Origin of the sequence: Streptomyces sp. NPDC059788, from assembly GCF_042732265.1 — a bacterium.
Lineage (GTDB): Bacteria > Actinomycetota > Actinomycetes > Streptomycetales > Streptomycetaceae > Streptomyces.
In genome coordinates, this window is the sequence record NZ_JBHWHY010000029.1 from 117,352 (window position 1) to 139,651 (window position 22,300).

At 72.8% G+C, this 22,300-nt stretch carries 17 protein-coding genes; 8 read left to right on the top strand and 9 right to left on the bottom strand.

Annotated elements, in window-relative coordinates; genetic code table 11:
- Window positions 1-71: 71 nt before the first annotated feature.
- The 3 genes from ACFV57_RS25065 to ACFV57_RS25075 form a co-directional block, all read right to left on the bottom strand.
- The gene (locus tag ACFV57_RS25065) at window positions 72-1,340 is read right to left on the bottom strand and encodes a cytochrome P450 (RefSeq protein WP_385236492.1); all 1,269 of its coding nucleotides are present in this window, start codon (window positions 1,338-1,340) and stop codon (window positions 72-74) included.
- A 95-nt stretch (window positions 1,341-1,435) separates the two neighbouring features.
- Window positions 1,436-2,416, bottom strand: coding sequence for a DUF1702 family protein (locus tag ACFV57_RS25070; RefSeq protein ID WP_385236444.1), 981 nt, complete (start codon window positions 2,414-2,416; stop codon window positions 1,436-1,438).
- 67 nt (window positions 2,417-2,483) lie between these two features.
- Window positions 2,484-3,500 (bottom strand): DUF1702 family protein, encoded by a 1,017-nt coding sequence (locus ACFV57_RS25075; protein WP_385236447.1) that lies wholly within the window; start codon window positions 3,498-3,500, stop codon window positions 2,484-2,486.
- 177 nt (window positions 3,501-3,677) lie between these two features.
- On the opposite strand from ACFV57_RS25075, the gene ACFV57_RS25080 reads away from it, so the two are divergent.
- Complete coding sequence (locus ACFV57_RS25080; protein ID WP_385236450.1) at window positions 3,678-4,484, top strand: TIGR03084 family metal-binding protein; 807 nt, start codon at window positions 3,678-3,680, stop codon at window positions 4,482-4,484.
- A gap of 292 nt (window positions 4,485-4,776) precedes the next feature.
- Here ACFV57_RS25080 and ACFV57_RS25085 read toward each other — a convergent pair whose 3' ends face one another.
- Both ACFV57_RS25085 and ACFV57_RS25090 read right to left on the bottom strand, forming a co-directional pair.
- Complete coding sequence (locus ACFV57_RS25085; protein WP_385236453.1) at window positions 4,777-6,159, bottom strand: FAD-binding protein; 1,383 nt, start codon at window positions 6,157-6,159, stop codon at window positions 4,777-4,779.
- Window positions 6,156-7,400, bottom strand: a complete 1,245-nt coding sequence (locus ACFV57_RS25090; RefSeq protein WP_385236456.1) for an acyl-CoA dehydrogenase family protein — start codon at window positions 7,398-7,400, stop codon at window positions 6,156-6,158. The genes ACFV57_RS25085 and ACFV57_RS25090 overlap by 4 nt, the downstream gene beginning before the upstream one ends.
- Window positions 7,401-7,600: 200 nt before the next feature.
- On the opposite strand from ACFV57_RS25090, the gene ACFV57_RS25095 reads away from it, so the two are divergent.
- Window positions 7,601-8,938, top strand: coding sequence for a condensation domain-containing protein (locus ACFV57_RS25095; protein WP_385236459.1), 1,338 nt, complete (start codon window positions 7,601-7,603; stop codon window positions 8,936-8,938).
- Between the two features lie 140 nt (window positions 8,939-9,078).
- A complete protein-coding gene (locus ACFV57_RS25100; protein WP_385236462.1) occupies window positions 9,079-10,248 on the top strand; it encodes an LLM class flavin-dependent oxidoreductase in 1,170 nt (389 codons plus the stop codon).
- A 61-nt stretch (window positions 10,249-10,309) separates the two neighbouring features.
- On the opposite strand, the gene ACFV57_RS25105 is transcribed toward ACFV57_RS25100, so the two are convergent.
- Entirely contained in the window at window positions 10,310-11,632 is a 1,323-nt protein-coding gene (locus ACFV57_RS25105) for an extracellular solute-binding protein (protein WP_385236465.1), read from the bottom strand.
- 188 nt (window positions 11,633-11,820) lie between these two features.
- Here ACFV57_RS25105 and ACFV57_RS25110 point away from each other — a divergent pair, with 188 nt between their 5' ends.
- Window positions 11,821-13,464 (top strand): 4-hydroxyphenylacetate 3-hydroxylase N-terminal domain-containing protein, encoded by a 1,644-nt coding sequence (locus tag ACFV57_RS25110; protein WP_385236468.1) that lies wholly within the window; start codon window positions 11,821-11,823, stop codon window positions 13,462-13,464.
- A gap of 181 nt (window positions 13,465-13,645) precedes the next feature.
- Here ACFV57_RS25110 and ACFV57_RS25115 read toward each other — a convergent pair whose 3' ends face one another.
- The 3 genes from ACFV57_RS25115 to ACFV57_RS25125 are packed head-to-tail and all read right to left on the bottom strand — an operon-like array spanning window position 13,646 to window position 16,687.
- A complete protein-coding gene (locus ACFV57_RS25115; protein ID WP_385236471.1) occupies window positions 13,646-14,800 on the bottom strand; it encodes an epoxide hydrolase family protein in 1,155 nt (384 codons plus the stop codon).
- Window positions 14,801-14,828: 28 nt separating this feature from the next.
- A complete protein-coding gene (locus ACFV57_RS25120; RefSeq protein ID WP_385236474.1) occupies window positions 14,829-16,250 on the bottom strand; it encodes an FAD-dependent oxidoreductase in 1,422 nt (473 codons plus the stop codon).
- 23 nt (window positions 16,251-16,273) lie between these two features.
- Window positions 16,274-16,687, bottom strand: a complete 414-nt coding sequence (locus ACFV57_RS25125) for an SgcJ/EcaC family oxidoreductase (RefSeq protein ID WP_385236477.1) — start codon at window positions 16,685-16,687, stop codon at window positions 16,274-16,276.
- Between the two features lie 227 nt (window positions 16,688-16,914).
- On the opposite strand from ACFV57_RS25125, the gene ACFV57_RS25130 reads away from it, so the two are divergent.
- From ACFV57_RS25130 to ACFV57_RS25145, 4 genes are all read left to right on the top strand, one after another.
- The gene (locus ACFV57_RS25130; protein WP_385236480.1) at window positions 16,915-18,096 is read left to right on the top strand and encodes an acyl-CoA dehydrogenase family protein; all 1,182 of its coding nucleotides are present in this window, start codon (window positions 16,915-16,917) and stop codon (window positions 18,094-18,096) included.
- A gap of 46 nt (window positions 18,097-18,142) precedes the next feature.
- Window positions 18,143-19,384 carry a cytochrome P450 gene (locus ACFV57_RS25135; RefSeq protein WP_385236483.1) on the top strand — a complete coding sequence of 414 codons (1,242 nt, stop codon included), beginning with the start codon at window positions 18,143-18,145 and terminating at the stop codon, window positions 19,382-19,384.
- Between the two features lie 26 nt (window positions 19,385-19,410).
- Window positions 19,411-20,427, top strand: a complete 1,017-nt coding sequence (locus tag ACFV57_RS25140; RefSeq protein ID WP_385236486.1) for an alcohol dehydrogenase catalytic domain-containing protein — start codon at window positions 19,411-19,413, stop codon at window positions 20,425-20,427.
- A 128-nt stretch (window positions 20,428-20,555) separates the two neighbouring features.
- Entirely contained in the window at window positions 20,556-22,163 is a 1,608-nt protein-coding gene (locus tag ACFV57_RS25145) for an MFS transporter (protein WP_385236489.1), read from the top strand.
- Window positions 22,164-22,300: the final 137 nt, after the last annotated feature.

Genomic DNA, 22,300 nt, shown 5'->3' on the forward strand with positions numbered 1-22,300 from the left:
GGCGACGTGATCCGGGAACTCCGGTTGCGCGCCGGTGAACAGGGCGGTACGCCACACCGGTCGCTACCGGGTCACCGCACGCGGTGCACCGTCACCGGCAGCCCGCCACGGATGCCGAGCGAGAGCTTGGGCTCCGGCCGCACCTGGTAGCCCGGCAGCTTCTCCAGGCGCAGTTCACGGCAGAGCAGCGCCACGGTGAACACCGCCTCCATCATGCCGAGACTGCTGCCCACGCACACGCGGGGCCCGGCGCCGAAAGGAAGGTGGGCGTAGCGCGGGCGACCGGTCCGGTGCTCGGGCTCGAACCGCTCCGGCAGGAACTGCTCCGGTGCCTCCCAGAACCCCGGATGACGGTGCAGGGTGTACGGACAGATCAGCACGTCGGCCCCGGCCGGTACCCGGTGACCGCAGACCTCGTCGTCCGCCAGAGCCTGCCTCGGCAGGATCCACACCGGCGGGTACAGCCGCATCGCCTCCTCGACGGCCAGCGCCGTGAACCGCAGCCGCACGAGGTCCCCGTACTCCGGCAGCCGGTGCTCACCGAGCACGTCCAGCGCCTCGCCGCGCAGCCGCTCCCGTACCTCCGGGTGCCGGTCGATCAGGTAGCAGGTCCAGCCCAGCGTCGAGGCGGTGGTTTCGTGCCCGGCCAGCAGCAGGGTGGTCAACTCGTCCCGCAGCCGCCGCTCCCCGGCCGGCGGGTGGACCTCCTCGCGCACCGACGCGACCAGCCGGGACAGCGCGTCGTCGCCCTCCGCGATCCCGCCGCGCGCGGTGCGGTCCCGCGCCAGTTGCGCGGCGACCTGCTGCAGGCGGGCCCGGGCCCGCCGGAACCGGAGCTGCCCGGGGAGCGGGAACCACATCGGCACCGCACCCATCGTGACCATCTCGAACATGGCCTGGTCCTGCACCACTTCGAAGGCGTGGCCGAGGTCCGAGAACGCCCCGAGGTCGCTGTCGAGCAGGGAGCGGCCGAGTACGCCGAGCGTCAGGCCGGTCAGCTCCCGCGTCAGGTTCACCGGGCCGCGGCCCGCGCGCGCACGCAGCCGGGCGACCAGCCCGGCCGCCTCCTCGGCCACCACGGGAGCCTGCCGGGCGATCCGGCCGTGGTGGAACGCGGGCTGCACCACCTTGCGCTGGCGCCACCACCGCACGCCCTCACTGGTGAGCAGGCCGTCGCCGAGGGCGCGTCTGGCCTGGGCCAGACCGATGCCCTTGCGGTAGTTGGCGGCGTTGTCGGTGAGTACGTGCTTGGCGTGGTCGGGGTGGTTGAAGACGTACATCGTCTTCGGGCCGAGCGGGATGCGCACCGCGTCGCCGTATCCGGCGGCGGCGCGCATCATCGCGAGCCGGTCGCCGGCCAGCTGCCGCAGCAGGGAGGGCAGGGCGCGCAGCGGCGGGGAGGCGTAGCCGCGCCGCGCCGTACGCGGCGTCCCGGTCACCGGGGCCCCGTCCCGCTGCCGGTGATCCGTTCGGCGACGGCGCCACGCCACTCCTCGTACGCCGGCAGCGGCCCGGTCGCCGCTCCCTCCGGGCGGACCTCCCGCGTCACGGCGGCGGCCTCTTCGGGTTCCCTTCCGCAGAACACCCGGGTGGCCGGCGCGGTGTGCGGCACGTCCAGGCCGGCCCGCAGCCGGGCCTCCGCGGCGAAGGCGCTGCCCTGGGCGAGGGCGCCGCGGTGCTCACCGGCCCGGTCCCGCAGAACCGCCAGCTCGGTGCCGTCGCACCCGCCCGCGTAGGTCGCGGCGAGCCCCACGCCGCCGTAGAGGTCGGCGTGGCGGGACGCGGGGAACTTCTCGATGGTGATGGCGACCAGGTCGGGGTCGGTCCCGCAGACGAACCACAGCGCACGGCCGATGCCCTGGTCGATGGCGTTCCCGGTGTAGTCCGGGTGGTCGTGCGCGGGCCAGGGGATGCGGGGGTCGCGGTACTGCCGGCGCACGTAGCGTTCGGTGCGGAAGTACGCCTGGTGGAAGCCGTATCCGTCCAGCACCAGCCAGCGCAGCAGCGGGTCCAGGGCATCCACGTCGGCCCACCGGCGGCGCGGCAGCCGGCCCATGGACCAGCCGATACCGACGTAGATCATGTACTGGTGGTCGGCGCCCCGCCCGGCGAGCAGCCGGTCCACGTGGCCGCGGCCCAGGCCGGGCAGGGCGTCGCGCATCGCCGCGCCCATGCCCGCGCCCTCGTAGGCGAAGCCGCGGAACCGCTCGGGGACCGCCTCCAGACCGCGTTCGGCCTCGTCGGCGGTGCTCGCGGCGACGGCGTGCCCGTAGCCTTCCAGGAAGCGCGCCCCGACGGTCTCCAGCAGCCGCTGGGCGTCGGGCGACTTGCGGTGGAAGCCGCGGGTCTCCAGCAGGGTCTGAGAGACGCTCGGCGTCAGCAGCCTGCGTCGCAGTCGGCCCAGTGCGCTCGGCATGTGCGTCCCCAATCTTCGTGGGCCGTCCCCGGGCCTGCCCCGGGGACCATCGGTCGTCGGTGCGGGCTCACGGGCCCTCGGCCCGCCGGTCCGCCGGGCCGGGAGCGCCCGGCGTGAGGCGGGCGCGGATCGCGCGCCGCCAGTGCTCGTAGGCGGGGACCGGCCCGGCGACGGGACCCCGTACCGCGCACGAGTCGGCGAGGCCGACCGCGCCCGCCACCGAGAGCCCCGTCAGGACCCGGGCCGCGACGGTGGTGTGCGGCGGCACGAAGCCGGCCAGGTCACGGGCGCGGACGGCGAAGACCGCCCCCTGGCCCAACTCCGCCCGGTGCTCCCCGGCGACCCGCAGCAGCGTCTCGAAGGTGTCGGCACCGCAGCCGCCCGCGAAGGCCGCGGCGAGTCCGACCCCGCTCCACAGGTCCGGCCGCCGCCGCGCGGCGAAGGCGCGGACGGCGGTGCCGACCTGTTCGGGGCGGGCGCCGTGGATGAACCAGAGGGCGCGGCCGATGCCCTGGTCGACGGCGCGCGGGAAGTAGCCGGGCGCGCCCAGCCACGGGTACGTGGGCGGGACGCGCTGCTCGTCGACCCAGCGCCGGGTGTGGAAGTAGGCCAGGTCGAATCCGTAACCGTCCACCGCTAGCCAGCTCATGACGGGGTGCCAGGGCTGACCGGGCAGGTCGGGGAGCACCTTCCTCCACAGCACTCTCGGCAGCCTGGCCATGGCGAAACCCATGCCGATGTAGGCGAGCAGCACGTGGGGCCGGCCGGGGCCCTGGAGCAGCTCGTGGGTGCGGCTGCCGTGGCCCGGCCGGGCCGTGTCCAGCACCGTGCACGCCATGGTGGCTCCCTCGTAGGCGAAGCCACGCTGCTCGGCGTCGACCAGCTCCAGACGGTGGGTCAGCTCCGGCAGGCCGCCGGCTTCCATGGCCCACTCGAAACCGCAGACGACGGCGCGGGGTACGGCCTGCAGGGCGTCGGCGGGACTGTTCGCGGGCAGCGGCGGGAAGCCGCGCCGAGCGAAGGAGACCTCGTCGAGCGGCGGCGCGAACAGCGTCCGGCGCAGCGATCGCAGGGCCCTCGCCATGTGTCCTCCCCTGTGTGTCGGTGGCTGGTTCATCGTGCGGCTGCGCGTCGGGGTCCGCTTCTCCCCGGTTGCGCAGCGGCGGCCGGTGCGCCGGAGGACAGCATGGCGGGAGAAGTGGCGGGCGGGGCGGGCCAGCAGACTGACGGGAGGAAGCGCATCCGACCGGAAGGAAACGCCATGGAGCCGCAACGTGACGTGTTCGACGACCTGGTCCTGGAGGGGGCGTGCGTCGACGATCTGGTCGACGGGCTGGACGACTCCCAGTGGGAGGCCGGGACCCCGGCTCCCGGATGGACCGTCGCGCACCAGATCGCGCACCTGACGATGGTCTTCTCGCTGGCGGAGAAGGCCGCGGCGGCACCGCGGGCGTTCGAGGCCGTCATCGGCGGCCTGAAGGGCTCCTTCGACGACGCCGTCCAAGCGGGCCTGCTGCCGTACCTGGGCAACGGCAACGCGAAGCTGCTCGACCAGTGGCGCGCGCAGCGCGCGGCGACGGAACGGGCGCTGTCCGCCTTGCCGCCCCGGCAGATCGTCCCCTGGCTGGTACGGCCGATACCGGTCGGCGTCCTCGCCGCGGCCGGGATGATGGAGCTGTTCGCCCACGGCCAGGACATCGCCGACGCCCGCGGTACGGCCCCTGAACGGACGGACCGGATCCGGCACGTCGCCGGTTTCGTGGCACTGACCTGGGACTTCGGATACCGGTCGCGGGATCTGCCGGTGCCGGGGCGGGGCCTGCGCTTCGAGGTGACCGGGCCGTCCGGAGCCGAGTGGGTGTTCGGGGAGCCGGAGGCGGACGCGTGCGTCTCGGGGCCCGCGGTCGACCTCTGTCTGCTGGCCACGCGCCGCCGCCACCGCGACGACCTCACGCTCAGCGCGTCGGGCCCGGCGGCGGACCAGTGGCTGGACGTCGCTCAGGCGTACCGCGGGTCGGCGGGACCGGGCCGCGAGCCCGGCCAGTTCGCGCGGCGCGCACGCGACTGAGCGGGGCCGGCGTTCTCAGGGGGTGCCCACGAAGGGAGCCGTCCGACGGGCGGGACTTCGCGGGCACCCCCGCGGTCTTGTGCGGCAGCGGTCCGGTGAGGGGCGCCGCGCCCGCCCCTTCCGGTGCGGGCCGTTCCCCGACTGCCGGGGACGCACCGGCCTCCGGCCGCCCGGCACGCGCCTCGGCCCGCCGGGCCCGCGTCTCGGCCCGCCGGGCCCGCGTCTCGGCCCGCCGGCCCGCGCGGAGGCCCGGCGGGCCCGGTCCGTACCCGCCGGAAACGATCCGCAGCCGTCAGCGTGCCGATGTCCCGCGCATGACATCGCGCCGGAACACGCCGTCCGGGTCGACGCGTGCCCGGACGCGGTCCATCTCGTGGACCTGCGCCGGCTCCAGGTGGCGCTGCGGCTGTTCCGCGGTCTCGACGAAGGTGGGCGCCGTGCGCCCGGTGTCCCAGGGGCGGAGTGCGGTGCGGACACGGCGGTGGTGCGCGGCGACGGAGTCCCGCGCCGCGGGGCTGTCCGCGATGCCCGCGCCGATGTAGGCGAACGACGCGTCCAGGTGATCGAGGACGCCGCCATGCGCGTCCGGCCGCCCCAAGGCGGCGCCCAGCTGCCGGAGTTCGGCGCTGACCAGGGGTGACCCGGAGCCCGCTCCCGCCACGCGCAGGAACGCCTCGGCCCCGGCGGGCCCCGGATCGGCCAGCAGCATGTGGTCCCCGTGCACCGGCACGGGATCGACCGGATCCATGTGCACGGCGGGCACCGCCTCCGGTGTGCTGTCCGACCAGGTGTCCAGGAGCGGGTCCGCGACGGCGCGCAGCGGACCGAGCAGACCGGCGGCGACGCGGTGGGCGCGGCCGAGGTCGTCGTCCGGCGCGATGACCACCCCGTCCACCCCGAGTACGGGCCCTTCGGTGAGCGACGGGGGAATGCCCGGTACGGGCGGCAGGTTCATGACGCGCAGCGAGGTCGTCGCCTCCGGCGGGGCGGTCCGGCACCAGCGCAGCCAGGTGTCGAGGAGCTGCCCGGCGCACTCGGCGGGCCAGAACGCCGTCCCGGCGACGAGGCGGCGGACCGGCAGCAGCTCGATCTCCACGGACGTCACGACCCCGAAGCCGCCGCCACCCCCGCGTAGCGCCCGGAGCAGCTCCGGATCGGAGTCCGGGCCGGTGTGCCGGAGCCGCCCGTCCGCGGTGACCAGTTCGATGGCGCTGACCCGGTTGGAGGCGAGGCCGGTGGACCGCCCGTAGAAGCTCACCCCGCCGCGCAGCAGGTAGCCCACCGCGCCCACGGTCGGTGACGAGCCGTGCGCGACCGCGAGTTGGTGGGCGGCCGCCGCCGCCACGACTGCCGACCACGGGGTGCCTGCGGGGATGCGGGCGGTACGCCGGAGGGGATCGACCTCGACGCGGCCGAGGGGGGCCACCCGGAGGAGGAGCGCGCCCGCCATGGAGCCGGCCGACCCTGCCGCGTGCCCCGTGGTGTGGACACGCGGGCGCAGCCCCTCGGCCTCGGCGCGGCCCAGAGCGAGCCGGATGTCGTCCACCGACCGTACGACGACCGCCGCGTCCGGGCGGAGCGGTGCGGCCAGGTTGAAGGCCCGGACCGCCGCCGCGTACGCGTCGCTCCCCGGGCGGGGGAGCGGGGGAGCGGCACCACCCGTTCCGCCGCTCATGACGGTCCCTCCGCGGGCCCGTTGACGAGGGCCCGCGCCAGTTCCCTGGGGGTCACGGCCGCCAGGAGGACGCCGACCCCCGCGTGACTGTGAAGGGTGGACAGGTCGCGCCAGACCCGTTCGATACGCTCCCCGTGCCGGACCGCGCTGGACCCGGCCGTCGGGAACAGCCGGCCTTCGACCGCGCTCCAGCACAGCCGGATGGCCTCCCGGCAGATCGCCGCGATGGCCAGGTCCCGGGCCCGGGTGAAGTCGGCGGGCGGCCGGGCGCACAGCCCGCTCCACTGCTGAACGGCGTTCAGCACCGCCGCCTCGGCGGTCGTGACCATCCCCGCCGCCTCGCCGTACCAGAGCTGGTGGTCCGGATCGTCGGCGCGGCGCACCGAGGGCGTCAGCACGACCGGGCGCGTCCGCATCAGATCCGCGTAGGCGTCAAGGGCCCCGCGGGCCATGCCCACGGCCAGCGCGGCGACTTCGAGCAGCATGAAACCGAACTGCGCGCCCCCGTACTGGGGATCGCCGTGCAGGTACCGGCCGGGTGCCGAGGACGCGTCCGCCTCGCTCAGGTGGGTGCCGGGCAGGGTGAAACGGTCCGGTATACGGGCGCCGCGCAGGGTGATGCCGTGCGATCCGCTGCCTCTCAGGCCGAGTTGCCGCCCCCAGTCGTCGAGCCTGCGCCACCGGTCACGCGGGGCGATGAACAGCATCGGGGCCTGGCCACCGTCCCCGTCCGGCACCATGACATGGGCCATGAAGTGGGTGGCGTACGGCGAACCGGAGCAGTACCGCCACGTTCCGCTGATCCTCCAGTGGCCGTCGCCGAGGCGCTCCGCCGAGCCACCGGGCGTGATGGTGGCCGGGCAGATGAAATCGCCGCCGGCGAATATCTCGGCCTGTGCCGCGGCGTCGAACAGGGAGGCGGCGGGCAGCGCGTGGGTCGCCCCGAGACAGTACATCCACCCGGTGGACGGGCAGGCGCGGGCCAGTTCCATCGTGACGCGGAGAAATGTCTCGACGCCCGACTGATGGCCGCCGAACCTGCGCGGAACCAGAATGCGGTAGAACCCGGCGCGGCGGAATTCCTCGTGGATGTCCGGCGCGTAGAACGTGCGCCGCTCGGTGTCCGCCTGCCGTTCGACCAGCTTCGGTGCGAGAGCCCTGGCCCGGGCGACGAACGCGTCCGGGCCGACATCCGGTTCCGGCGGTGACGGGGCGGTGCCGACGGCTGATTCCGTGTCCATGGGCGGCTCCTTCGGGCTCGTGGCGAACGGACGGAACCAGCCTCCCGAGGGCCCGCGCACACGGGCATCTCGCACCTTGCGGTGGCCGCCCGGAAAGCCGGCACGGTGGAAGTAACGGCCGGTCGGTCACCTCGCTAACGTCACCCGGCGGCTGAGTTTTCCAGGAACGGGGACCGCGGACGGTCCCGGAGAGGACGCTCGTGAATGTCCCGCTCTCCTTCAATCAGGAATTCCTCTGCGGTTTCGACCGCGGGGACCAGGAGGGACCGTTCGGCCCGCGGTTCCACATCGTCCACGGCTGGCGACTGCGGGGGGCGCTGGACGGGGAGGCGCTCCGGACGGCTCTGCTGGACGTCGTCACGCGCCACGAGGCCCTGCGCACCGTCATCGCCCGCGACGAAGACCCGCCGGGCCAGCGGGTACTCGCTCCGTCGCCACCCGCACTGGAGGAACGGCACCTGCCCGGACTCGGGGCGGCCGAGCGCGCGCGGGCCGTGGAGGACCTGCTGATCGAGGCGGAGTCCGGCGCGGTCAGCGCCCGGCGGACACCGCTGCTGCGGGCGGTCCTGGCCCGGTTCGACGACGAGGACGCCCTGCTCGTGCTGGCCGTCCACCACACGGCGGCGGACGGCTGGTCGGTGCGCATCGTCGTACGGGACCTCGCCGCGTGCTACGCGGCGCGCCGGGGACTCGGCACGCTCCCGCGACCGGTGCGCCAGTACCGCGAGTTCGCCGCCCGGCAACGCGCGGACGCGACGGGGCCGGACGCGCGGCGCGCACTGGAGTTCTGGCGCGAGAACCTGCGCGGCGCGTCGGCCCTCTCGGTCCCCGTCGACCACCTCAAGTCCGCCGGACTGCCGGAGTCCACCGCGATCCACCGGTTCGCCATCGCCGCCGACGTGGTGGCACCGGCGCTCGACCTGGCGAGAGCCCACCGCTGCACCCCGTTCATGGTGCTCATGGCGGCCTTCACGGTGTTTCTTCACCGGCGGGAGGGCCGCACCGACCTCGTCGTCCCGACGTTCTCGCCCGGACGTGCGGACGAGGACTTCCTCGGCACGGTCGGCCTGTTCTTCAACTACCTCCCGGTGCGCACCGATCTGAGCGGCTGCGACAGCTTCCGGGCCGTCGTGGAGCGGGTCCGGCGGACCTGCCTGTCGGCGTACGCGCACGACACCCCGTTCACGCGGGTGGCCGGGGTGGCCGACGGCCTCATGGACCGGACGCTGGAGGACGGGCGCGCGGCGTGGGTGTTCCAGGTCTTCCCGTTCCCGCACCTGCTGGACGGCGAGAAGGTGGGCGACGTCGAATTCTCCGAGGTGCGCCGGCGGCTGCGGTCGCAGTCCCTCGGGTCCGACGTGCCCAACGGGGCGCTGTGGACGCTGAACCTCGATCCGGCCGGAGACGTGGTCGCGGCCGTCCAGTACAACAGCAACCTCTTCGACGAGAGCACCATCGCCGACGCGGCCCGGGACTACACACGGGTCCTGCGGGAGGTGGTCCGGAATCCGGACGCCCCGCAGGTCCGGCCGAGGTGAGGGACGCCGGGCAGTACGGCGTCGAGATGTTCCGCGGCCCGGTCCGGGCAATTCGGAAGATGAGCCAGCGGTTTCCGCGCGCGTACCTTACCCGTGAATACGGCGAGAACTGTTCCCGCGAATTGAGGAGTAACAGCCGCATGAGTGCGATTGGCGACGACCCGGAAATCGTCAAGTTCGTCTATTGGGACAACCTCACATATGCGCCACCGGGCTCGCGCATACCGGAGGAATGGGACCCCGCGCTCGGGGCCCGGCTCTACGAGAGCTATCTCGGCCACTGTGCCGAGGCGGAGCGGCTCGGTTACGCCGGCGTCAGCATGCCGGAACACTTCGGCCCTTCGTCGCCCTGCCCGCACCCGGCCATCATCCTCGCCGCGCTCGCCGCGCGGACGACCACGGCTCGTATCGTCTCGGGCGCGAACCTCCCCCTCCTGCACCACCCGATGGAACTCGCCGAGCAGCTCGCCATGGTCGACGTGCTCTCCGGCGGACGGCTGGAGGTCGGTCTCGGCCGCATCGGCGACCGCACCGCGCAGGCCCGCGCGGTCGGCCTCGTCGACGGCTGCCTCAACACGGTCGACCACCCGGTGGAGCGGGCCGACCTGACGACGTCGTCGGCGACCTTCCTGCCGGACGTGCCGGTCGCCAAGGTCACGGTGTGGCCCCGTCCGGTGCAGAAGCGGGTGCCGCTGTGGGCCGCGGCGGGCTCGGACGAGTCGTTCGCCACCGCGGCACGCCGCGGCCTGGGGACCTTCACCGGGCTGAACATCAACCCGTCCGCCGGCGGGCTGACCACGGTCGGTGTGGAGGAGATGGTCCCGCGCCTGCGGCGGTACATCGAGATCGGCCGGGAAAACGGGCACGATCTGTCGATGGCCAATGTCATGGCGAGCTGTTTCACCGTCGTCGCGGACACCGACCGGGAAGCCGCCGAAATCGTGCGCAGCGGCTTCCTCTCCCACGTCGAGACGGCGGCGGGCCACCTCGCCCGGATGGCCGGCGCCGCGCCCGGCGAAAGCCCGCTGGACTCGCCCGAGGCACGGGAACGCATGGGCATCACCGCGGTGCGCGAGGCGCCGGTCGACTTCTTCGTCAAGAATCCGTTCGCGCTCGTCGGATCGGCCGACACGGTGCGGGAAAAGCTGGACGCGCTGCTGTCCGCCGGTCTGACCCGGTTCCTGCTGCTCTGCGGCGGCGTCGGCACGGCACACGACATCGCCTGGCAGTCGGCGACGGCCATGGCCGAGGACGTGGCCCCCGAACTGTTCGCGGCCACGAAGTCCGCCCCCGGCCGGGTGGCCGCCTGACGACCCGTGAAGAGGCGTCGAGGGGGCCGTCGGCCGAAGCCGGCGGCCCCCTTTCGCCGTGTCATCCGACGGAGACCGGACCGCGGCCGGTGCGCCCCTCGCAGTAGGCGGTGTAGTGGTCGAGGGCCCGCTGCGCGCGGGCGGTCGCCGCCCGGAAGGCCGTGGTGGGCGCGGCATCGTCCACGAGCACCTCGTGCATCGCGTCGGTCATGCACTCCTGGATTCCGGCGAACTCCCCGAGCAGCGCCCCCCGCGCCGCCGGCGAGTCGCCCGAGGCCGCCAACTGGTCCACCGCGACCCGCAGATGCGGGTTGCGGTCGAACCACCCGTCGGCGTCGAGCAGCCGGTGGGAAGCGCCGGTGACGGGGATGAAGCGGGTCCGCCGGTGCCGCTCCGCCGCCGCCCCCGGACGGTGGAGGTACTGCAGGAAGGCGAGCGCGCCGTCGCGCGTGGCGTCGTCGAGCCCGCCGGCCAGCCACAGGGCGTCACCGCCGATCACGTTGCCCGCGTACCCGGTCCCGCCGTTGTGGGGGAGCCGGCACGCGCGTACCGAGAAGCCCCCCTCGCGGCCGGCCTGGACCATGCGCTCCGCCTCCACGGAGGTCGTCATGGTGAACGCCACGCGCTGCTCGGCGAACGCCCGGAAGTTGGCGTCCCAGTCGACGGCCCGGCCGTGGTGCAGATACAGGTAGTGCCCGTCGCGGTGCAGCGCCTTCCACCAGTCCACGTACGCCATCAGCTCGTCCGAGACGAGATCGACGGCGTCGGCGCGGGCGGAACGCCCGTTGTCGTGGTTGGCCAGCAGGCCGCCCTGCTGCGCGAGGGCCTGCTGGAACATCCAGCCGTGATTCGGCCAGGAGATCGCCGGACCGCCGTGCGACGCGACCGCCTGGCACGCCGCCCGGAGTTCCGCCCAGGTCCGCGGCACCTCGCTGACGCCGGCGGCGGCCAGCAGGGTGGTGTTGGCGTACATGAGCGTCGTCGAGACCAGCGACGGCATCGCGAGGAGCGCACCGCCCCGTGTGTAGTAGCGGACGGCCGCCGGCGCGAGGTCGTCGAGGACGACCTTCTCGCCGAGTATCTCGTCGCGGCCGCCGATCGCCGGACCGACCGGGGTGAACAGCGGCTCGCCGGACGCCGTCCGTGTGTCCAGTGCCTCCTGGGCCGAGGTGTAGAAGAACTGCGCCAGTACGGGCGGATCGCCGCGCAGCGCGGCGCGGTGCACCTCACCGGGAAAGGAGAGCCAGTCGACCGAACGCACCTCGACCCGGTAACCGGGGTGGGCGGCGCGAAACCTGTTTCCCTTCTCCTGTATTTCCTGGGCATGGTCGGGTATGACCGGGTAGTGGGGCACCCATACCGTAATGATCCGCTCGGACGTCATGAAAGAGCCTTCCTGTGTTCTCCGCTGCCCGGCGGCCATCGTCGGCCGCCCGGCAGCCCGGCGGCATCTTCGTCCTTGCCCATTTCCTTCGGACCGGATCAGCGCATTCTCGAAGAAGTAACCGGCGGGGCGCCGGTGGGATTCTGGGCGTTCGAACCCGCGACGCACGGAAGTGAGGAGAGTGCCGCATGGCGGAACGCCGCAGCACGCGCCCGATGACCGGTGAGGAGTATCTGGACAGCCTGCGGGACGACCCTCGCGAGATCTATATCTACGGCGACCGCGTCGACGATGTGACGGCGCATCCGGCCTTCCGCAATCCGGCCCGGATGACCGCCCGGCTGTACGACGCGTTGCACGATCCGGAACGTCGCGACGAACTCGTCACGCGGACCGACACCGGCAGCGACGGATACACGCACAAATTCTTCACCGTGTCCCGCAGCGTCGACGACCTTGTGCGGGACCAGCGGGCGATCGCGGCGTGGGCGCGTATGGGATACGGGTGGATGGGCCGCAGCCCCGACTACAAGGCGTCCTTCCTGGGGACGTTGGGAGCCAACGCCGACTATTACGGGCCGTTCGCCGACAACGCCCGGCGCTGGTACGCCGAGTCGCAGGAACGGGTGCTGTACTGGAATCACGCGATCGTTCATCCGCCGGTGGACCGGAGCCTGCCCCCGGACCAGGTCGAGGACGTGTTCATCCACGCCGAGCGGGAAACCGAAGCGGGCCTCGTCGTCAGTGGCGCCAAAGCGGTCGCGACGGGGTCCGCGCTGGCGCACTACAACTTCATCGCCCATTACGGCCTGCCGATCAAGAAGAGGAACTTCGCCCTGGTGGCGACGGTGCCCATGAGCGCGTCCGGGGTGAAACTCATCTGCCGGCCCTCGTACGGCTCCACCGCCGCGCTCGCGGGCAGCCCGTTCGACTATCCGCTGTCGTCCCGGCTGGACGAGAATGACGCGATCCTGGTCCTGGACAAGGTGCTCATCCCCTGGGAGAACGTGTTCGTCTACGGGGAAGCGGAGAAGATCAGGCGGTTCTCCGGGGAATCCGGGTTCATCGAGCGGTTCACCTTTCACGGCTGCACCCGGCTGGCGGTCAAACTCGATTTCATGGCGGGGCTGCTGGCCAAGGCCCTGGACACCACGGGCAGCAGTGATTTCCGCGGTGTGCAGAGCCGGCTGGGCGAGGTCCTGGCCTGGCGCGACCTGTTCTGGGGGCTCTCCGACGCGGCGGCGCGCAATCCGGTGCCGTGGAAGAACGGGGCGCTGCTGCCGAACCCGCGGTACGGGATGGCCTACCGGTGGTTCATGCAGATCGGCTATCCCCGAATCCGGGAGATCGCGCTGCAGGACGTCGCCAGCGGCCTCATCTACCTCAACTCGTCCGCCCACGATTTCGCCAACCCGGAGATCCGCCCTTACCTGGACCGGTTCATCCGGGGATCGGACGGGGTGGACGCCGTCGAGCGGGTCAAACTGATGAAGCTGTTGTGGGACGCCGTCGGAACCGAGTTCGGCGGGCGCCATGAACTCTACGAGCGCAACTACGCGGGCAACCACGAGAACGTACGGATCGAAGTACTCCTCAAGCACGCGGCGGACGGACGGCTCGACGAATTCAAGGGGCTCGTCGACACATGTCTGGACGAGTACGGCCTGGACGGCTGGACGGTCCCGGACCTCGACTCCTTCGACGAACTGGGGCGTGCGGGGCGCGACCTGGTGCACGGCGCGAAGCGCGAGAAGCGGCCGCGGGACGCCGCCATCGCCGGCGACGGGCCACCGGAGCCGGAAGCCCCGGGCCCTGCCGGCGGAGTGGTGTGACGCTCTCATCAGCCCGAAGCGGCCGAAGCCGCCGAACCGTCCTTACGTGAAATGACCCGGAAACAGCTGGAAGAACGCGAAAGCGGCCCCGCAACCAGCGGTTGCGGGGCGGTCTTCGGGTTCGGCCCGTGAGGAGGGAGACCCGGCCGGGGGGAGGACCGGCCGGGAGTGCGGGGGCCGGTCAGCGAAGCGTGCGGGCGAAGGCGCGTACGTCGGAAACCAGGGACTCGGGCTGTTCGAGTGCCGCGAAGTGACCTCCCCGTTCGTACTCCGTCCAGTGCGTCAGCGTCGGCAGGGCCGCCTCGGCGAAGCGCCGTACCGGCCGGACCGCGTCCTGCGGGAACATCGCCACCCCCACGGGCGCGGACAGCGGCCACGGCCCGCCCCAGGTCCGCAGGAAGTCCGCGTCGAGCCGGTTCGACTCGTAGTACAGCTGGGCGCTGGACCCCGCGGTGGCGGTGAACCAGTAGATGGAGACGTTGGTCAGCAGGGTGTCGCGGTCGATCGCCTCCTCGGGGAAGTCCTTCGCGGCCGACCACTCCCTGAACTTCTCCGTGATCCACGCGAGCTGTCCGGCCGGCGAGTCCGTCAGCGCGTAGGCCAGGGTCTGCGGACGCGTCGACTGGATCTTGCGCCAGCCGGCCCCGTCCTGTTCGAAGTGCGCGGCGAATTCCAGTCGCGAGCGGTCGCGGGCGTCCAGGTCGTCGAGGCAGGCGTCGGCCGGGGGGAACGCCGCGAACATGTTGACGTGCACCCCGGCGACCCGCTCCGGGGCGGCCAGCCCGAGCTCCAGTGAGACGGGCATCCCCCAGTCGCCGCCCTGCGCCACGTACCGCGGGTATCCGAGGCGCTCCATGAGTTCCGCCCACGCCTTCGCCACCCGGCGCACGTCCCACCCCGTCGTGCGTATCCGCCCCGAGAAGCCGTAGCCCGGGAGCGAGGGGATGACGAGGTGGAAGGCGTCCTCCGGGCGCCCGCCGTGGCGTCGGGGATCGGTGAGGGGACCGGTCACCCGCAGGAACTCGGCGACCGAGCCGGGCCAGCCGTGCGTGACGATCAGGGGCAGGGCATCCGGTTCCGGGGAGCGGACGTGCAGGAAGTGGACGGTGGCGCCGTCGATTCCCGTCAGGTACTGCGGATACCGGTTCAGGCGCGCCTCGGCGGCGCGCCAGTCGAAGCCGGTCCGCCAGTACCGGGCCAGTTCGCGCAGGTAGGAGAGCGGCACTCCGCGGTGCCAGCCGGTGCCCGGCACCTCGTCGGGCCACCGGGTCGCGTCGAGCCGCCGGTGGAGGTCGTCGATGTCGGCCTGTGGCACGGCGATACGGAAGGGGCGCATGCGAAAGCCTTTCCGGTTCCGGTGGTCGTCACGATTCGGGAGTGTCGGGGGTGGCACCGGCGGCCGCCGGGCCCGCCGCGGCCGCGTGCCGGGAACCGGAGTCCGGCCGCTGCCCGCGGCGCAGGCTGTGGCGCAGCACGCGAAGCGCCCGGGGCGGACTCATGAGGGTGGCCGGCGCGTCCACCAGCCCCGCGACGCGCATGAAGGAGTTGGCCAGCACCGCGTCGTGGGCGGCGGCGTCCTGGAGCCGCGCGACATAGGCGTTGGCGAACCTGACCTTCGCCGTCCGGCGGCCCTCGACGCCCGCGTAACCGAGGTCCGCGCCCGCCGAGAATTCCCAGGGCCCGTCCACGGCGCGCGCGAGGTCCCGGAAGTACGCCCGGGCGTCGGGAACGGAGCCCGCCGCGATGTGGCGGCGCAGCACCAGAGCCTCTTGGGCGGCGACGCTCATGCCCTGCCCGTAGACCGGGTTGAAGCTGCACACGGCGTCGCCCATGACCAGGAACCGCTCCGGGAAACGCGGCAGCCGCTCGTAACGGCGGCGGACGCTCATCGGGAACCGGAACATCACCGGCTCGTCGAGCGGTTCGGCGTCCCGCACCGCGCGGTGGATGTCCGGAACCGGGAGGGTCGCCGCGTACCGCAGGAAACCGTCGGGATCGGTCGGCGGATGATCACCGAGTACGCCGGTGAGCGACAGTTCGACGCAGTCCGCCCGCCCCGGCACACGGTAGAGCAGCGCACCGCGCGGATGGGCCGGGGTGGCGACCGGGATGATCGCGGCATCGGGCCCCAGCGGGTCGCCGCGCAGCTTGAAGTGGGCCGTCGTGTACGCCAGGTCGATCTTCACGCGGTCCTCGTCGGGCCGCCGGTAGCCCAGTTCGCCGAGCCACGCGGGCGTCCGTGAACCCCGTCCCGTGGTGTCGACCACCAGGTCGGCGTCGATCTCCTCGGGCGCGGTGCGGCCGCGGGACTGGACCCGGGCGCCGAGGACGCGGCGCCGGTCCGGGGAGACCGACAGCCCGACGATGTCGGTGTGCTCGCGGAAGAGCACGTTGGGCAGCGCCTGCACCCGGCCGCGCACATGCGACTCCAGGACGGGACGGGTGGCCGGCACCGAGACGAGTCCGGACCGGCCGGGCCGCAGCCGCCGGCCGTTGAAGTACCAGCGGATGTCACCGTTGAAGTCCCCCGGCTCGGCGCCGGCGGCGCGCAGCTCCGCGGTGAGTCCGGGGAACAGCTCCTCAAGTACCTGCTGGCCGCGGGCGACCAGCCCGTGCGCGTGGCGTCCGTGGGGCACGCCCCGGCGGGGGCCGTCCACCCCGAGGACCGTGTCCCGGTCCACGACCACGACCTCGCCGAACCGCTCGGTGAGGACCCGCGCCGCCAGCAGGCCCGCCATGCTCGCGCCGAGTACGACGGCACGCGTACCGGTACGTTGCTCCGTCACTTGGGCACCCTCCGCCGGCCGGGTCAGGACCGTGCGGTGACGGCCGGAGTGTTCTGGTACGCGGCGATGAGCCAGTCACCGGCGCTCCGCACCAGGACCCAGGTGGCGTGGATGGCGTTCTCCGCCGGCAGCCCGGTGGCGCCGGGCGGGATGACGCCGCCCCGGGTCGTCAGTACGGCGACATCGGCGCCCAGCGCCCGCACGTCGACCGGATCGCCGGTCACCCGGGTGCCCTTGAAGGGGCCGGCGAACGCCTCGGTCATGAACGAGCGGATGGCCCGGCGGCCTGCCAGGAACGTTCCGGGGAGGACGAGGGTGGCGTCCTCGGCGAACACGTCCGCAAACGCCTCGCCGTCGTTCTCCCGCCATGCGGCGACGATGCGCCCGGGTACCGCGAGGGCCTGCTCCATGGTCTGTTCCGTGGTTTCGGTGGCCATTTTCTCTTCCTTTCCCCGGTAATTCGACGAACGGAAGACTCGCACGGGCCGAAGTGCCGGGGCATCTCCCGAATTGCGCCCCGGCCACCCCAGGACACCGGCCGGGTGCCGCAATTCCGGAGATGCTTTTGCGAGACGGCGACAGCACTGTTGTCGACGGCTGAGGACACCGTGGTGACGGGCCGCGGCTTGTCCCGATCGACGCGACTATTTCCTTGGAGTGTCCGATGACTCTCACTGCTGTCCCCTCCGGTGCGGAACTCGTGAATCGCGCGACGGAGCTGGTCCCGCGGCTACGGAGCCATGCGGTGTGGATGGAGGAGAACCGCAGGATGCACGACGACGTGCTGGGCGCCCTGCGCGAATCCGGTCTGCTGCGTATGCGTGTACCGCGTCGGTACGGCGGTTTCGAGTCGGACATGCGGACGATGGTCGAGGTGCTCTCCGAACTCGCCCGCGGGGACGCCTCCGTTGCCTGGACCACGGCGGTCTATGCCATCAGCACCTGGATGGCCGGCCTGTTCCCGGACGAGGTGCAGGACGAGATCTTCGCCGACCCGGACGTCCGGGTCAGCGGAATTCTGAGCCCCACCGTGCAGGCCGTCCCGGCGGAGGGCGGCGTCGTACTCAACGGCCGGTGGGCGTTCAACAGCGGCGCCGGGCACAGCGCGTGGAACACCTGCGCGGCGGTGCTGTTCGACGGGGACCGGCAGCCGCAGCCGGTCATGGTGGCGGTTCCGCTCGCCGACCTCACCGTCGTCGACGACTGGCACACCAGCGGGCTGCGCGGGTCGGGGAGCGTCTCCACCGTGGCCGAGGACGTCTTCGTCCCGGACGCCCGGGTACTGCACATGGGCCCCGTGCTCGCCGGCCGGCACGCTTCGGAGCGAAACTCCGACCGCCCCTTGTGGCGTGCGCCGTTCATGCCCACCGCGTGCGCGACGGTGGGCGCCCCGGCCCTCGGCATGGCGAAGGCCGCGCGGGAGGTCTTCATGGAGCGGCTGCCCGGGCGGAAGATCAGCTACACGGACTACGAGAACCAGCGCGAGGCACCGCTGACGCATCTGCAACTCGCCGAGGCGGCCCTGCGGACCGACGAGGCCGCGTTCCACGCGTTCCGTGCCGCCGATCTGCTCGACTCCAAGGCGGCGGCGGGCGAGGCATGGACGCTGGAGGAGCGCGCGCGGGTACGCCTCGACCTCGGCGCGGTGTGCCGGCGTTCGCAGGAGGCGGTCGACGTCCTCAGCTCGGCGAGCGGCGGCTCGTCCGTCTACACGGACGTCCCCATCCAGCGGATCGAGCGTGACATGCGGACGATGAGCCGCCACGCGATCATCCACCCGAACACGAACCTGGAACTGTACGGACGCATCCTGGCCGGCCTGAACCCCAACACCCTCTACATCTGACCGCGGCCGCCAGCGGTCCGCCCACCCACGCCGTCAGGAGGCACCCATGGAAGACCGCGCCCCCGTGGTGATCGACCGCAGCGGTCGGGACATCCACGCCGAGGCCGCCCGGATCCGCGCGCGCGGACCCGTGACCCGCATCGAACTCCCAGGACGCCTCGCCGCCTGGTCGGTGGCCGGCTACGAGGAGGCCCGCCGCGTCCTCGCCGACCCCCGCTTCTCCAAGGACCCCCGCAAGCACTGGCCGCCGCTCGCCGAGGGCGAGGTCGCGGCGGACTTCCCCCTCATCGGGTGGGTCCTCATGGACAACCTGACGACCGCGCACGGCGACGACCACCACCGCCTACGCAAGCTGATCGTCAAAGCCTTCACCCCGCGGCGCGTCGAAGCCATGCGCGCCGGCATCGAGACGGCCACGGCCGAGCTCCTGGACGAGCTGGCCGCCGCCCCCGGCGAGGTGATCGACCTCAAGGAGCGCTTCGCCCACCCCCTGCCGGCCCGCGTCATCTGTGACCTGTTCGGCGTCGCCCCCGGCGACCGGGCCCGCCTGCTCCGCGGCGGCGAGGTGAACGTCGACACCACGGTGGACGCGGCGGACGCGGCGGCCAACGTCGAACAGTGGCACCGGGAGATGCAGGAGTTCGTCGAATCGAAACGGTGCGCGCCCGGCGACGACCTGACGAGCGACCTGATCGCGGCGCGCGACGACGCGGCCCGGCTCAGCGACTCCGAACTGGTCGGCACGCTGCACCTGCTGCTGGCCACCGGGACGGAGCCGGTGATGAACCTGATCGCGAACGCGGTGCGCGCGCTGCTCACCGACCGCGAGCAGCTGCGCCTCGTCCGGCAGGGGCGTGTGACCTGGGATGACGTGATCGAGGAGACCCTGCGGGCCGAGGCGCCGGTCGCCCATCTGCCGTTCAGGTTCGCCACCGAGGACATCGAACTGGGCGGGGTCACCATCGCCCGGGGCGACCCCGTCCTCGTCAACTTCGCGGCGGTGGGGCGCGACCGGGCCCTCCACGGCGCGTCGGCCGACGACTTCGACGTCACCCGCGAGGAGAGGACCCATCTCTCCTTCGGTCACGGCATCCACCGCTGCATCGGGATGCCCCTGGCCCGGATGGAGGCGCGCATCGCCCTGTCGGCGCTGTTCGAACGTTTCCCGGACCTCACGCCGGCCGTCGCCCCCGAGGAGATCGAACCGCAGGTCACCTTCATCATGAACGGCGTCCTGCGCCTCCCGGTCCGGCTGTCGGCCACCCCCGCACCGGCGGCGTCCCGGTGAGCGCGGCGACCGGAACGAAGGCGACCATGAAAGCGGCGGTCATCCCGTATCCGGGTGCCCCGTGGGAACTGGACGAGGTCCCGATCCCCCGGCCCGGTCCGGGCCAGGTCCTGGTCAGGGTGCGCGCCTGCGGGCTCTGCCACAACGACGTCTGGCTGTCGCGGGGCGTCTTCGACTTCCCGGCGGTGAGCCCGGCCGTCATCGGCCACGAGGCGGTGGGCGAGGTCGTCGAGACAGGACCGGGAGCCGGCAGCAGACGACCCGGGGACCGCGTGGGCGTGACCTGGATCCAGGGCACCTGCGGCCGGTGCGCGTCCTGCCGGCGGGGCGTGCCGCTCTCCGGCCGCGCCGGCATGGCCTGCGAGCGGCCCGCCCTGACCGGTATGACCGCACCGGGCGGACACGCGGAGTACGTGGTGGCGGACGCCGCGGGCACGGTGCTGATCCCGGACGGTGTCGACGACGTACGAGCGGCCCCGATGCTGTGCGCCGGGTACACGGCGTGGAGCGCCCTGGCCGCCGCGGCCCCGGCCCCCTCGGAGCGTCTCGCGGTCCTGGGGATCGGCGGCCTGGGGCATCTGGCCCTCCAGTTCTCCCGGGCCGGCGGTTTCGAGACGGTGGCGGTCACCCGTTCCCCGGACAAGCACGATGTGGCACGCCGGCTGGGCGCCGACCACGTCGTCGGCGACGGCAGCGCGCTGCGCGACCTCGGCGGGGCGGACGTCGTGCTGGTCACCGGCACCTCGTACCGGGCCGCCTCGGAGGCGCTGCGGGGGCTGCGGGTGGACGGGCGGCTCGTACTCGCCACGATCGACCCCGTCGGCTCCTTCACGATCGGGCCCGACGTCCCCCTGTGGGCCCGACGGCAGCGGGTGATCGGGGCGAGCCACGACGGGCCGCACCTGCTCGCGGAGGCGCTCGGGCTCGCCGCCGCGGGGAAGGTGGCGCCGGTCGTCGAGACGTTCCCGGCCGAGCGGATCAACGAGGCCGTCGACCGGGTGGAGAAGGGGAGCGTCCGGTTCCGGGCGGTCGTGACCTACTGAGGAAGGGGCGCGGGTCCTCCGGCACATCCCGGGGCCGGGACGTCGAAACCGGGCGGACGGTTCCGACCCAGTTCCGAAGGGCGCAGCGCACAGCGCCCCCCGTCAGCCGCAACCGGGAAGGAACTGCAATGGAAAGCACGGCCGGAGGGCCCCCCGTGAAGGCGGGCCGCAAGGAATGGATCGGGCTTGCCGTCCTGGCCCTGCCGACCCTGTTGGTGTCCCTCGACGTATTCGTCATGCTCCTCGCGCTGCCGAAGCTCAGCACCGCCCTGCACGCCGACGGCGTCGAGCAGCTGTGGATCACGGACATCTACGGGTTCATGCTCGCCGGGTTCCTGATCACCATGGGCACGCTGGGTGACCGGATCGGGCGGCGGAAACTGCTGCTCATCGGAGCCACCGCCTTCACCGTGGCCTCCTTGGTGTCCGCGTACTCCGTCAATCCGGCGATGCTGATCGCGGCCCGCGCGCTGCTCGGCATCGCCGGCGCGACCCTGGCGCCGTCGACGCTGTCGTTGATCAGCACGATGTTCACCGACGCCAAGCAGCGCGGCACGGCCATCGGCATCTGGATGATGTGCTTCTCCGGGGGCGCCATCATCGGGCCGATCGTCGGCGGCGCGATGCTGGACAGCTTCTGGTGGGGGTCCGTGTTCCTGCTCGGCGTGCCCGCGATGGTGCTGCTGCTCGTCCTCGGGCCGATCCTGCTGCCGGAGTACCGCAACCCGGACGCCGGACGTCTCGACCCGCTGAGCGTCGCCGAGTCGCTGGCCGCCATCATTCCCGTCATCTACGGGCTGAAGGAGATCTCCAACAACGGCTGGAAGCCGTGGCCGGTCGCGGCCGTCGTCTTCGGGCTCGTCGTCGCCGTCTTCTTCGTACGCCGGCAGCGTCGGCTCACCCATCCGCTCCTCGACCTGCGGCTGTTCGCGAACCGCTCCTTCAGTACGGCGCTCGGCGGAATGCTCTTCGGCACGATGCTGACGGGCGTCATCATGCTCTTCGTCACCCAGGACCTGGAACTCGCGCACGGCCTCACCCCGCTCCAGGCCGGTCTGTGGATGCTCCCCGCGGTGCTCACCAACACCATCAGCTTCGGCGTGTCCCCCCTGGTGGCACGGCGGATCCGGCCGGCCTACGTCATTGGCGGCGGCCTGCTGATCTCGGTGTCCGGCCTGCTCGTGATGGCCTTCATGAACGCGAACGACGATCCTTGGGTGCTGATCCTCGGCTTCGCCCTGGTCTTCCTCGGCGCCGGACCGATGGTCACGCTCGGCGCCGGCCTGGTCATCGGGTCCGCGCCGCCGGAGAAGGCCGGATCGGCCGCGGCCATCAACGAGACGAGCGGCCAGTTCGGTTTCGCCTTCGGCATCGCGGCCCTCGGTACCCTCTCCATCGCGGTCTACCGCGGCGCGGTCGCCGACAAGCTGCCCCGCGGGCTTCCGGAGGACGTCGCGGCTGCCGCCCGCGACACCCTGACGGCCGCCCTGTCGGCGGCCGAACGGCTCGCCGGCGGGCTCGGGGCGGAGACGGCGGCGGCCGCGCGCGCGGCCTTCGTCAGCGGACTGAACACCGTGGCCGCCGTGTGCGCCGGTGTTCTCCTGATCGTGGCCGTCCTGGTGGCGGCCCTGCTGCGGCACGTACCGCCGACGGGACAGGCCGCGGAGGACGGCGGGGCCGGCGCACCGGCCGGCCCGGCGGAGGCCGAGGAAGAACGGGTCGCGGCGGCGGACTGACCCCGTCCCGCGCCCGGCGCCGACAGCCGTCCGCGGCGCCGGGCGAGTGCCCCGCCGTACGCCGCCGGGAACGCCGGACGTCCCCGGCGCGAGGACGAAGACACACCGACCGGACGACGAAGCCCGCGGTCCAGTGG

Excerpts from the sequence above, each read along its gene's own strand:
- ACFV57_RS25065 (WP_385236492.1), bottom strand. The coding sequence starts at position 1,340 with ATGATGCGCGCCGCCGCCGGATACGGCGACGCGGTGCGCATCCCGCTC.
- ACFV57_RS25070 (WP_385236444.1), bottom strand. The coding sequence starts at position 2,416 with ATGCCGAGCGCACTGGGCCGACTGCGACGCAGGCTGCTGACGCCGAGC.
- ACFV57_RS25075 (WP_385236447.1), bottom strand. The coding sequence starts at position 3,500 with ATGGCGAGGGCCCTGCGATCGCTGCGCCGGACGCTGTTCGCGCCGCCG.
- ACFV57_RS25080 (WP_385236450.1), top strand. The coding sequence starts at position 3,678 with ATGGAGCCGCAACGTGACGTGTTCGACGACCTGGTCCTGGAGGGGGCG.
- ACFV57_RS25085 (WP_385236453.1), bottom strand. The coding sequence starts at position 6,159 with ATGAGCGGCGGAACGGGTGGTGCCGCTCCCCCGCTCCCCCGCCCGGGG.
- ACFV57_RS25090 (WP_385236456.1), bottom strand. The coding sequence starts at position 7,400 with ATGGACACGGAATCAGCCGTCGGCACCGCCCCGTCACCGCCGGAACCG.
- ACFV57_RS25100 (WP_385236462.1), top strand. The coding sequence starts at position 9,079 with ATGAGTGCGATTGGCGACGACCCGGAAATCGTCAAGTTCGTCTATTGG.
- ACFV57_RS25105 (WP_385236465.1), bottom strand. The coding sequence starts at position 11,632 with ATGACGTCCGAGCGGATCATTACGGTATGGGTGCCCCACTACCCGGTC.
- ACFV57_RS25110 (WP_385236468.1), top strand. The coding sequence starts at position 11,821 with ATGGCGGAACGCCGCAGCACGCGCCCGATGACCGGTGAGGAGTATCTG.
- ACFV57_RS25115 (WP_385236471.1), bottom strand. The coding sequence starts at position 14,800 with ATGCGCCCCTTCCGTATCGCCGTGCCACAGGCCGACATCGACGACCTC.
- ACFV57_RS25125 (WP_385236477.1), bottom strand. The coding sequence starts at position 16,687 with ATGGCCACCGAAACCACGGAACAGACCATGGAGCAGGCCCTCGCGGTA.
- ACFV57_RS25130 (WP_385236480.1), top strand. The coding sequence starts at position 16,915 with ATGACTCTCACTGCTGTCCCCTCCGGTGCGGAACTCGTGAATCGCGCG.
- ACFV57_RS25135 (WP_385236483.1), top strand. The coding sequence starts at position 18,143 with ATGGAAGACCGCGCCCCCGTGGTGATCGACCGCAGCGGTCGGGACATC.
- ACFV57_RS25140 (WP_385236486.1), top strand. The coding sequence starts at position 19,411 with ATGAAAGCGGCGGTCATCCCGTATCCGGGTGCCCCGTGGGAACTGGAC.
- ACFV57_RS25145 (WP_385236489.1), top strand. The coding sequence starts at position 20,556 with ATGGAAAGCACGGCCGGAGGGCCCCCCGTGAAGGCGGGCCGCAAGGAA.